The sequence below is a fragment of the Nonomuraea longicatena genome, from assembly GCF_039525605.1.
Classification (GTDB): domain Bacteria; phylum Actinomycetota; class Actinomycetes; order Streptosporangiales; family Streptosporangiaceae; genus Nonomuraea; species Nonomuraea longicatena.
In genome coordinates this window covers 439,878-450,651 of record NZ_BAAAHQ010000001.1, presented here as the reverse complement: position 1 = coordinate 450,651, position 10,774 = coordinate 439,878, and the positions used below count along the sequence as shown (strand labels likewise).

The window sequence follows — 10,774 nt, the reverse complement described above, 5'->3', positions numbered from 1 at the left end:
GTGGCCGCCCCGCAGGCTCCTCCGCGGCGATGCTTGCGCGGGTATCGGGCACTTTAGGCCCGACACCGCTGTCTCACACTGGCATGATCTGCCAGATCCTCTCGCCGGGTAAACGTCTGGAGTTGCCGATCGCGCTTTCTTTGCCTAGTGGACGTGGATGGTGAAGCCCTCCCCGCTCACCACGGCGCCGGAGCGTACCTTGCGGGTCTTGCGTAGTTCGACCTCGCCGTCCACCTCGACCAGGCCCTCGGCGATCAGGTGCTTGGCCATGCCGCCCGTCTCGGTGATCCCGCAGTACTTGAGCAGGTCGCACAGCGGGATGAAGTCGGTCTCGAGTTCGAAGTCCAGGTCCACAACGGGACAGCTTAGATGCCGCGCATGCGCAGCACGTGCAGGGCGAGGGTGAGGTTCAGCCGCAGGTGGTGGTCCTCGGTGAAGTTGCCGAGCAGGCGCTCCAGCTTGCCGATGCGGTAGCGCAGCGTGTTGTAGTGGAAGTGCAGCCTGCGGGCGGTCTCGGCCACGTTGAGGTTCGTCTCCAGGAGCACCTGGAGGGTACGCCGCAGGTCGGCGTTCTCGGTGTCGTCGTCGGTGGCGAGCGGGCCGAGCGCCTCACGGACGAAGGAGTGCAGTTCGCCGGTGTCGTTGACCAGCGATAACAAGCGGTACACGCCGAGCTGGTCGAAAGGGGCGACCGCGCCGGGCCCGTGGAGCTGGCGGCCCACCCGGGCGGCCTTGAGCGCCTGGAGGTAGGCCTCCGGCAGGCCCTGCACCCCCGGGCAGGTCCGGGACGTACCCGTCGAGAACGTGGCGGGGTGGGCGTCGGCGAGGGCCGCCGCGGCGTCCTTGGCGACCTTGGCGGTGTCGATCGTGGCGTCCACGACGGCGACGACCTCGTGGGAGAACCCGGCCACGGCCCCGCGCGGGTCGTTCCTGCGCACGGCGGCGGTCCAGGCGGCGGCCAGCCGGTCCTGGGCGGTGCGGTCGTCGCAGTCGGGGTCGAGTTCGGCCACCAGGACGGTCACCGGCCGGTCGAGGTCCCACCCGAAGGCGCGGGCGCGCGGGGTGACCCGTTCGGCGGCCCCGGTGCGGCCGGTGAGGATGTCGCGCAGGAAGTCGGCCCGGTACTTGGACTCGACGGCGTTGACCGCCTCCTGCCTGGTGACGACGAGGGCGGCGACGGTCGCGGCGCGTTCGAGGATGCCGATGTCGCCGTCGCCGATCGCCTGCGCGGGGCTGTAGGCGACGATGCGGCCGTGGTGATGGCCGCCCGCGACGACCGGCACCGCGACCAGCGCGCGTCCGTCCGGCTCTCCTCCGCCCTCCCTGGTGAGGGACTCTTGGAGGGCGGCCAGATGGTCGGGCGGACCGGCCGAGGCGAGCACCCTGGATCCCCTGTCCACGGCGGCCACGGCGACGTCGAGCAGGGCGGCGACCTCGGTGGTGACCTCGGCCAGGCCGCCGCCGCCGAGCACGACCTGCACCAGCGCCCGGTGCGCCTCCTCCCCTCTGGCCAGGGCGGCGGCCTGGCGGTTGAGGATGTCGGTCAGCACCTGGTTGAGGATGTCGTCGAAGCCGACGTTCTCGGGCAGCAGGATCAGGGGGAAGCCGAGCCGGTCGGCTTGCTCGGCCATCTCGGCCGGGAGGGTGTCGACGTACCGGCCGAGTTTGATGGCGAGGGCGGCCAGGCCGCGCTCGTCGAGGTCGGCGACCAGCCGGCCGAGGGACTGTGGGGTGTTGCGCAGGGGGTAGCCGGTGGTGAGCAGCAACTCGTGCGGTTTGACCCAGGCGAGGATGTCGGGGACTTCCATGACGTTCAGGCGTTGCACGATGCGGCCGAGACCGCGTTCCCCCGCGATCAGCCGGGCGTCGGCGAGGGTCGAGACGCCGAGAACCTCCCCCACGGACACGCCGTGGATGATCGTTCCCGTGCTGGCCAGACGGACGGGCGGTTCCATGGGGTGATTGTGGCCCCCTCGGCCCTCTGTCAGGAAGAGCCAACCTTCTCCGTGACTGTTGGCAAATTTCTCCGTACGGGGTGTCGGAGGGCCGTTCTACGGTCAGGTCCATGGTCGGAGGGGGGAATCGGTGACGGTCGGCACGCACACCGGTCCGCGCATCCGGGTGACGGGTGCTGCGGGCATGTCGGCACACGCGGTGCTGTCGGCGCCGCGACGGCGCGCCCGGGTGCTGGCCGCCTTCCCGGCAGCCGTCTACCTGCAGACTGTCTCACCGGCGGATGTCTCACCGAGAGCCGCTCCTCCGAGGGCTGCCTCTCCGGGAACTGATTCTCCTCCGGGGGAGATGGCCGGTTCGCGGCCCGCTGTGGTCGCCGTGATCACGGGGGCGGCGACGCTGCTGCCGAACGCGGTCCTGATCGCCGGCGCGCTGCCCGAGGCCGAGGTCGGGGACGAGGCTTGGGTGGGCGGCGGGGCGGTCGAGGTGGGCGGGTGGCGTGTGCGGGTGAGCCGCTGGTGGGATCCCGGCCCGCCGCTCCCCCGGGTCGCGCCGCAGGCACTGCCCGCCGTCCTGCCCGGCCTCCCCGCCGGCGGCCTCGCCGGAAACCCGGCCCTGGTACGGCTGGCCGAGGCGACCCGCACGCTCGCCGACGTGGAGTGCGCCGCCGAGGGGCTGGTCGGTCTCGGCCCGGGGCTGACCCCCAGCGGCGACGACGTGCTGGCCGGGCTGCTGGTCGCGCTCCGCGCGCTGGGCACGGCCGCCGGGGTGAGCCGGGCGGTGCCGCTGGCGGACCGGCTGGCCACCGCCGTCGTCCGCGCCGCGGCGACCAGGACGACCGCGATCTCGGCCGCGCTGCTGGACTGCGCGGCGAGGGGCGATACCTGCCCCGAGGTGACAGCGGTGTTGAGGGCGCTCACCGGACACGGCCGCCTGGGACCGGCGCTGACCGCCCTGTGCCGCCTCGGCCACACCTCGGGCGCCGACCTGGCCCAGGGCCTGTCGATCGGCCTCGCCTCGGTGCACGCACTGGCAGAAACCTCGGCACACGCACAGGCAGAAACCTTGGCAGACGTACAGGCAGAAACCTTGGCAGACGTACAGGCAGGAGCCACCGTGCACACGCCAGCGGGAGCCCCGGCACACGCACGGGCGGGAGCCAACAGGCACGCGTCGGCCGGAGGCGGCCGGTGAGCGAGCTTGTCACGCTGCGGGCGGGTGTGTACCACGACTCGGTCACCCTCATGCGGATCAGCCGGGCGCTCACCGAACTGCCCGGGGTCGAGGTGGCGATCGTGGCGATGGCCACCGAGCTGAACCGCGCCCTGGCGGCGGATCTCGGCTTCACGCTCCCGCCGGCCGACCAGGCCGACCTGCTGGTCGCCGTACGGGGACCCGACCTGTCCGGCGCGGAGGCCGAACTGGACCGGCTGCTCGCCGCCCGCCCCACGGCGGGCGCCGACCCCGGTGAGCAGCCCCCGCTCACCACCCGGTCGGCGGCCCGCCAGGGCGGCGACATCGTGCTGGTGTCGGTGCCGGGCGAGCATGCCTTCGCCGAGGCCGTGGACGCGATCGAGGCGGGCCTGCCCGTGATGGTCTTCAGCGACGGAGTGCCGGTGGAGCAGGAGATCGCGCTGAAGGAACTGGCCGAGCGCAAGGGCGTCCTGGTCATGGGGCCCGACTGCGGGACGGCCGTCATCGCCGGGGCCGGGCTCGGGTTCGCGAACGTGCTGCGCCCCGGCCCCGTCGGCGTCGTGGCCGCCTCGGGCACCGGCGCCCAGCAGCTCACCTGCCTGCTCGACCTGGCCGGTGTCGGGGTCAGCCATGTGCTCGGTGTCGGCGGCCGCGACCTGACGCCCGAGGTGGGCGGACGGTCTGCGGCGCGGGCGCTGCGCATGCTGGAGGAGGATCCGGCCACGGAGCTGATCGCGCTCGTGGCCAAGCAGCCCTCGGTCCGGCTGCCGGAGCCGGGCAAACGGTTCGTCAGAGCCGGAACCGACCTGACCGAGGCCGCGGAGGACGTGCTGCGGGCGCTGGGCCGGGCCGTACCCGAGTGGCCCTCGTGGCCCGGCTGGTCGGGGCGGGCGGGCGGCGCGTCCTCAGGCACCCTGCGCGGCCTGTACGCCGGAGGCACCCTGTGCGGCGAGGCGGCGGCGCTGGCGGGGACCGGCGAGTTCACCGACTACGGCGACGACGCCTACACGCGCGGCCGCCCCCACCCGATGATCGACCCGACGCTGCGGCTGGAGGCGCTGGCCCGGGCGGCGGCGGGCGACGTGGTGCTGATGGACGTGGTCCTCGGCCACGGTGCCGACCCCGACCCGGCGGCGGCCTACGCGCACGGCATCGCCCGCTGCCCCGCCACGGTCGTCGTCGCGCTCGTCGGCACCGAGGGCGACCCCCAGGACCTGCACCGGCAGGCCGCCGCGCTGCGTGAGGCGGGCGCGAGCGTGTTCACCTCCAACGCCCAAGCGGCCAGGTACGCGAGGAGCCTGCTGTGAGCCTGCTGTCCGGCCCGCCCCATGTGATCACGGTCGGCGCCGCCCTGCTCGGCCAGGCGCTCGACGCGCAGGCCGTCACGCGGACGGAGGTGGCCTGGCGGCCGCCGCTGCCCGGCACGGGGGACGCGGTGGCGACCGTACTGGCCGATCCGCGCCGGGCGGCGGCCAACGAGCGCGCCGTCGGCCGGCTGACGAGCGCGCGCCCGCACCTCGTCGGGGTGCGGCGGGCGCAGGAGGCGCTGGACCTGCCGCCGCGCACGTTCCTGCACGCGGGCCCGCCGATCACCTGGGAGCGCGCCTCAGGCCCGATGCGCGGCGCGCTCATCGGCGCGGCCCTGCTGGAGGGCTACGCCGCCGACGAGGCCGAGGCCGTCGAACGCCTCTCCTCCGGCCGGGTACGGCTGGAGCCCTGCCACCACCACCGCGCGGTCGGCCCGATGGCCGGGGTGGTGAGCCCGTCGATGTGGCTGTTCGAGGTGCGCGACGCCGAGCACGGCGGCACCGCGTTCTGCTCGCTGAACGAGGGCCTGGGCAAGGTCCTCAGGTACGGGGCGTACGGGAGCGAGGTGCTGGAGCGGCTGCGCTGGATGGAGGAGGTGCTCGGCCCCGCGCTGGCGGCGGCGCTGGCCGTGAGCGGTCCGCTGGACCTGCGCGCGCTGATCGCCCAGGCGCTGCAGATGGGCGACGAACTCCACAACCGCAACCGCGCCGCCACGTCGCTGCTGCTGCGCGACCTCGCGCCCGCGCTGGTGGAGGCGGCTCCGGCGACCGCCGCCGAGGTGCTGCGCTTCGCGGCGGGCAACGACCACTTCTTCCTGAACGCGGGCATGGCGGCGGCCAAGGTGAGCACCGACGCGGCGCGCGGGGTGCCCGGCTCGTCGATGGTGGTGGCGATGGCGCGCAACGGCACCGACTTCGGCGTGCAGGTCTCCGGGCTGGGCGAGCGCTGGTTCACGGGCCCCGCCGGGGTGCCGGACGGGCTGTATCTCGGCGCGTACGGCCCGGACGACGCCAATCCCGACATCGGCGACTCGACGATCACCGAGACGGCCGGGCTGGGCGGGTTCGCGATGGCGGCCTCCCCGGCGATCGTGCGGTTCGTCGGCGGCGAGGTGGGGGACGCGGTCGCGGCGACCCGGTCGATGTACGAGATCACGCTGGCCGAGCATCCGGCGTACCAGATCCCGGGTCTGGGCTTCAGGGGGACGCCGGTGGGGATCGACGTGGCCCTGGTCGCGCGGACGGGGCTGCTGCCGGTCGTCAACACCGGGATCGCGGGGCGGGTGGCGGGCACGGGGCAGGTCGGAGCAGGCTTGGTGAGCCCGCCGGCGGAGGCGTTCACGAGTGCGCTCGCGGCATTGACCGAGGCTGCGGTAAAACCGTAAGTGATCAATTCAAGAATTCCCGTTTCCCCAGCTCATAGGCCGATTTTTCATGATTTATGAGTGATTAACTTCCTATTGGGAATCTCGCGCCGTTATCGTGGCAAACCTCATAATCTAGAGGTACTGATGGTGCCGATGAGGTGGGAGATGGGGCGGGAGATGCCAACCGACCGCTTGCTCAGCGAGCCGCGCGCAGGAGGACACGCACCGCAGAGCCAGGGCCGCCTCATCGGCCGCCGCTACCGCCTTGTGTCCCCCGTCGGCCGAGGCGGCATGGGGGTGGTCTGGCACGCGCACGACGTCCTGCTCGACCGGGCCGTCGCGGTCAGGGAACTCCTCCTGCCGTTCGGGCCCGACCACGCGGGCAGGCAGGCCGCCCACCACCGGGTGACGCAGGAGGCGCGCGCGGCCGCCCGCCTCGCCCACCCGGGCATCGTGACCGTCCACGACGTGGTCGAGGAGGACGGGCGGCCGTGGATCGTCATGGAACTCGTCCGGTCGTGGTCGCTCGAACAGGCCCTACGGCAGAGCGGGCCGCTGCCCGTCCTCCAGGCCGCCGAGATCGGCATCCGCGTCCTCGACGCGCTCGGGCACGCCCACGCGGCCGGGATCCTGCACCGCGACGTCAAACCCGGCAACGTGCTGCTGACCGCCGACCGGGTGCTGCTGACCGACTTCGGTATCGCCGCCGTCGAGGGGGACGACTCCGTCACACAGGCCGGTCTGGTCATGGGCTCGCCCGCGTACGTGCCGCCGGAGCGCCTTTCCGGGCAACGGCTCACCCCGGCCGCCGACCTGTGGTCGTTCGGCGCCACGCTGTACGCGGCCGTGGAGGGGCGGCCGCCGTACGAGGGGCCGGACGCCGTCGCCGTGCTCGGCACCGTCCTCGCCCACGAACCGGCGCCCGCCCGGCGGGCCGGTGAGCTGTTGCCGGTCATCGAGGGCCTGCTGCGCAAGGAGCCCACAGCGCGGCTCACGCTGCCGCAGGTGGCGGAACTGCTGGAGCGGGTCCTGCTCGCGCACGGCTCCCGGCCGCCGAGTCACCTGGAAGGGCTGCGGGCGGGGGGCGGGTCGGCCGGTCCGCTCGAACCGCCGTCCGGGCCGATGCCGTCCCGGATCGTGGAGACCCCCACGGGGCCGGTACGGGTCCCGTCCGAGGCAGAACCGGGTTCGTCCGGCGGGTACGTGATCCCGACCACCCCCGCAGGCCCGGCGTTCGACGCCTTCACCAGCACCTCCGCCCCACCATCCACCTCGCCGTCCCCCGGATCCCATGGCGACCCGCCCTCCGGCACCACGCCGCCCGGCTCGACGCCTCCCTATTCGACGGCCCCCGCGGCCCCCGGCAGGGCGACGTCTGGCAATGCGACGTCTGGCGCCGTAGTCCAGGGCGATGCGACACCTGACGGGACGGCGGCGTTCGGCCCGTCCTCGGGGCCGCAGCCGATCCTGCCGCTGACCAGCGACAGCCGCAGCGCCCCGTGGCCGCTCACCTCCGGCGACGCCGCCAAGAGCGGAGGCCGGTCGCCCGCGAAGAAGTCCTCCGGGCGCTCGGGCCGTAAGAGACGGCGGGCGAACGGCTGGGTCCGCAACGGCCGTCCGACCCCCAGACTGCTGGTCACCACGGTCGCGGGCGTGGGGGCCGTGACGGCGGCGGTCCTGTTCGCCACCATGGGCGCAACCCCCGAAGCGGCGGCACCGGCGCCGGTCGCGAGCAGCGCGCCCCTGCCGTCGGCGGCGGCACCGATCCCGGACGGTTACACGGAACAGACCGCCTCCGGCTTCACGGCCGGGGTACCGAAGGGCTGGAAACCGGGCACCTCGGACGGCGCGGCGACCTTCACCGGCCCCAAGGACTCCGGCATGAAGATCACCGTCGAGCAGACCGCGCCGCAGGCCGACGGCGGAGTGGCGGAGCTGACCAAGGAAGAGGCGGACAGCGGCGTCGAGGACTACGCCCAGATCCACCTCCAGCCGGCCGAGTGGCGCGGCTGGAAGACCGCCGACTGGGAGTACACCCACAAGCTGGCGAGCGGTGTCCCCATGCACACGCAGACCCGGTTCGTCTCCGTGGACGCCGAGACCGCCTTCAAGATCACCATCAGCATGCCGGACCTGGCCTGGGACGACCAGACCGCCACCCGCACGACGTTCCTCGCCACCTTCCGCCCCAACTCCTGACCCTCACCGGATCCGGCGCCGCGCCAGGGCGCGAACAGCGCCGACGCCGTACCCGGTGGTTCGGGTACGGCGTCAGGGGCCGGGCCGTGTCCCGGTGGGTCAGGCGGCGAGCGAGGCGCGGTCGCGGTTGAGGCGCCAGGACAGGACCGACACCCACGACCAGCCGATCAGCGAGGCCAGCGCGAACAGCAGGCTCCACAGCTCCGGGTTCGTCTGCGGCAGGACCGTGTAGAGCACGCCGCTGACCACGCTGTAGATCGCCCAGCCCCTACGGCCCGGGACCTTCGCGCAGGGTCCGCCGCATGCCGGCGGCCGAGGCGATGAACAGCGTCCCCGCGATGACCAAGTTGGCGATCTGCAGCCAGCCGTCCTCTCCTGCCGCGAGCTGGCTGATCATGTGGCGGGTGAGGTCGAAGCCGTCCCTGGTGAAGATCTGCGCGAAGGCGACCGTGAAGAACAGGGGTGCGGCCACGGCACCGGCCGTGAGCAGGCGCTTGCGGGTCGAGGCGGCGGGGACGGACTCGGCGGGGACGGCGTGCGTCATGGTTCTTCTCTTTCGTGATCACGGGTGCCGCGCGGCACGTCGTGCTGAGGGCGCGCCGAAGAAGGCCCTCGGCGGGTGATGGGCCGTACCGGCGAGGAGGTCGACGCCTTCGAGAGGCGGGTTCGCCGGCCGGTGGCGGCGCTGGGGGCGTCCCGGCGGATGGCCGCTGACGGCGGTGTGGCCCGCAGGGCCGATCAAGGGGCGACCGGAGACATCTCGGGGTCGCGGTCGAGCGGGAAGCGAAGGAGCAGGTGGAGCAGGGGGACGGAGAATCAGGATCGCGTTCGCGAAGGGAGCGAAGGGAGCGAAGGGAGCGAAGGGAGCAGGCGGATCGGCGGTGTGGGGCGGTTCAGCCGTTCAGGAACTCCACGAGAGCGGCGGCGAGCTTCTTGGGAGCCGTGACGACGGCGCCGTGGTTGAGGCCGGGCAGGGTGCGGCGCCCGGCGTCGGGCAGGATGCCGACGACCGCGTCGGCCGCGTCCTGGAATCCGGCCGGGCTCTTGCCACCGGTCACCACCAGGGTCTTCATCGCCGCCGCCGCCCACGGACGCGCCCCCAGCGGCCGGCCCTGCTGGGTGTCGCCCATGACCGCCGCGTCGTACGGCAGGGTGTGCGCCAGCCCCTTGAGGTTCGACCAGATACCGGGCATGAGGCGCATCATCCCCACCATGACACCCGGTATGCCCTGTGTCCGGGTCATGAAGTACTTGACCGCCTCGCCGCGCCGGTCGGCCGCGAGCAGGGTGCGGACGTGCTGCGGGTAGTCCCTGGGCGGGCCGAAGCCGTCGTCGTTCACCGCGAACGGCGGCTCGTACAGCGCCAGCCTGTCGACCTTCAGCCCGGAGGCCGCGGCCCGCAGCGCGAGCACCGCCCCCGACGAACTGCCGAACAGCGAGGCGGTGCCGCCGACGTGGTCGATCAGGGCGGCGATGTCCTCGATCTCGCGCTCGACGGCGTACTCGGCGGCGTCACAGCTGGCACCCCGTCCGCGCCGGTCGTAGTTGACCACCGTGAAGTGCTCGGACAGCAGCGTCGCCAACTTGGCGGCGTCGGACCGGTCGGACAGCGCCGAGGAGACGAGGATGAGCGCGGGCCCGGTGCCGAGCAGGTCGAAGGCGATCTCGGTGCCGTCGCGGGAGACGACGGTGGTGGATTTGGCGCGGGTCGCGGTCATTTCGTGCTCCATCTGGGCTGTTCATCGTGTGTTCGGTCATATGACGGCACCCGTCGGCGAAAGGAACCGGTCTCTTCGAGATTTTTCCTGACTTCTTGAAAACCCCAGCTCAGAGCGGCCATAGCGAAGATCCGGCCCCGGTCGGCGGCGAAGAGGCAGCGATACCGGCGGCGCGATACCTTCAGGGGGTGATTGTCCGTGCTGTTCACGTTTACCCGATCAAGTCCACCCAGGGGTACGAGGTGCCGGCCGCCGACGTCGAGCCGTGGGGTCTGGTTCACGACCGCCGCTACATGGTCGTGGACGAGCACGACACGATGATGACCGCCCGCGAGCACCCCCTGCTCCTCACCTGCCGCGCCGAGGTGACCGGCACCGGCCTGACCCTGACCGGCGGGCACGCCGCCCCCGTCCGGGTCTCCCCCACGGACCGCGTCCGCACGGTCCGGCTGCGCGCGGAGCTGATGGAGTTGCGTGACTGCGGCGACGAGGCCGCCGCGTGGCTGTCCGAGCTGCTGGGCCGCCCGGTCCGGCTGGTGTGGCAGGACGACCCGACCCGCCGCCCCGTCGATCCCGACTACGGCCTGCCCGAGGACCGGGTGAGCCTGGCAGACGGCTATCCGCTGCTGCTGACGTCCACCGCCTCGCTCGACCGGTTGAACGACTGGATCGCCGAGGCCGCCGTCGAGCGCGGCGAGGAGGTCCCCGAGCCGCTGCCGATGCACCGCTTCCGGCCGAACGTGGTGGTCGACGGCGTCGAGACGGCCTTCGCCGAGGACGGCTGGCAGCGGGTCAGGATCGGCGACCTGGACTTCCGCATGTCGAAGCTGTGCGCCCGCTGCGTGCTGACCACGATCGACAACACCACCCTCGCCAAGGGCAAGGAGCCGATCCGCACGCTGGCCGTCCACCGGCGCTGGGACGGCAAGACGTGGTTCGGCGTCAACCTGATCCCGGACGGCGAGGGCCGCATCCGAACCGGCGATCCAGTCAAAGTGCTGTAAATACGATTTTGGGAGGTTATGGGACACTTCTC

Annotated in this window: 10 protein-coding genes; 5 read left to right on the top strand and 5 right to left on the bottom strand. The window is 72.8% G+C overall.

All coding sequences use genetic code 11. From position 1 onward, the window contains the following. Nucleotides 1-144: 144 nt before the first annotated feature. Both ABD120_RS02035 and ABD120_RS02030 read right to left on the bottom strand, forming a co-directional pair. Nucleotides 145-354 carry an RNA-binding S4 domain-containing protein gene (locus ABD120_RS02035; protein ID WP_343947901.1) on the bottom strand — a complete coding sequence of 70 codons (210 nt, stop codon included), beginning with the start codon at nt 352-354 and terminating at the stop codon, nt 145-147. 11 nt (nt 355-365) lie between these two features. Continuing rightward, nucleotides 366-1,955 carry a PucR family transcriptional regulator gene (locus ABD120_RS02030; protein ID WP_343947900.1) on the bottom strand — a complete coding sequence of 530 codons (1,590 nt, stop codon included), beginning with the start codon at nt 1,953-1,955 and terminating at the stop codon, nt 366-368. Nucleotides 1,956-2,085: 130 nt separating this feature from the next. Between ABD120_RS02030 and ABD120_RS02025 the strand changes: the two genes are divergently transcribed. The 4 genes from ABD120_RS02025 (at nt 2,086) to ABD120_RS02010 (ending at nt 8,020) form a co-directional block, all read left to right on the top strand. Continuing rightward, nucleotides 2,086-3,147: an oxamate carbamoyltransferase subunit AllH family protein gene (locus ABD120_RS02025; protein WP_343947899.1), complete on the top strand. Its 1,062-nt coding sequence runs from the start codon at nt 2,086-2,088 to the stop codon at nt 3,145-3,147. Continuing rightward, nucleotides 3,144-4,454, top strand: coding sequence for an AllF/FdrA family protein (locus ABD120_RS02020; protein WP_343947898.1), 1,311 nt, complete (start codon nt 3,144-3,146; stop codon nt 4,452-4,454). The genes ABD120_RS02025 and ABD120_RS02020 overlap by 4 nt, the downstream gene beginning before the upstream one ends. Continuing rightward, the gene (locus tag ABD120_RS02015; RefSeq protein WP_343947897.1) at nt 4,451-5,839 is read left to right on the top strand and encodes a YlbE family protein; all 1,389 of its coding nucleotides are present in this window, start codon (nt 4,451-4,453) and stop codon (nt 5,837-5,839) included. Before ABD120_RS02020 ends, ABD120_RS02015 begins: the two co-directional genes overlap by 4 nt. Before the next feature lie 159 nt (nt 5,840-5,998). Continuing rightward, nucleotides 5,999-8,020, top strand: a complete 2,022-nt coding sequence (locus ABD120_RS02010) for a serine/threonine-protein kinase (RefSeq protein WP_343947896.1) — start codon at nt 5,999-6,001, stop codon at nt 8,018-8,020. A 99-nt stretch (nt 8,021-8,119) separates the two neighbouring features. On the opposite strand, the gene ABD120_RS02005 is transcribed toward ABD120_RS02010, so the two are convergent. The 3 genes from ABD120_RS02005 to ABD120_RS01995 form a co-directional block, all read right to left on the bottom strand. Further along, on the bottom strand, nt 8,120-8,257 hold the full coding sequence (locus ABD120_RS02005) for a hypothetical protein (protein WP_343947895.1): 138 nt from the start codon (nt 8,255-8,257) through the stop codon (nt 8,120-8,122). Nucleotides 8,258-8,288: 31 nt separating this feature from the next. Next, complete coding sequence (locus ABD120_RS02000) at nt 8,289-8,564, bottom strand: DUF998 domain-containing protein (RefSeq protein WP_343947894.1); 276 nt, start codon at nt 8,562-8,564, stop codon at nt 8,289-8,291. Nucleotides 8,565-8,913: 349 nt separating this feature from the next. Beyond that, nucleotides 8,914-9,738 carry an alpha/beta fold hydrolase gene (locus ABD120_RS01995; protein ID WP_343947893.1) on the bottom strand — a complete coding sequence of 275 codons (825 nt, stop codon included), beginning with the start codon at nt 9,736-9,738 and terminating at the stop codon, nt 8,914-8,916. A 188-nt stretch (nt 9,739-9,926) separates the two neighbouring features. On the opposite strand from ABD120_RS01995, the gene ABD120_RS01990 reads away from it, so the two are divergent. Then, nucleotides 9,927-10,742: an MOSC domain-containing protein gene (locus ABD120_RS01990; protein WP_343947892.1), complete on the top strand. Its 816-nt coding sequence runs from the start codon at nt 9,927-9,929 to the stop codon at nt 10,740-10,742. The last annotated feature ends 32 nt before the right edge of the window (nt 10,743-10,774 follow it).

Coding starts and splice junctions, on each gene's coding strand:
- ABD120_RS02030 (WP_343947900.1), bottom strand. CDS start 1,955: ATGGAACCGCCCGTCCGTCTGGCCAGCACGGGAACGATCATCCACGGC.
- ABD120_RS02010 (WP_343947896.1), top strand. CDS start 5,999: ATGCCAACCGACCGCTTGCTCAGCGAGCCGCGCGCAGGAGGACACGCA.
- ABD120_RS02000 (WP_343947894.1), bottom strand. CDS start 8,564: ATGACGCACGCCGTCCCCGCCGAGTCCGTCCCCGCCGCCTCGACCCGC.
- ABD120_RS01995 (WP_343947893.1), bottom strand. CDS start 9,738: ATGACCGCGACCCGCGCCAAATCCACCACCGTCGTCTCCCGCGACGGC.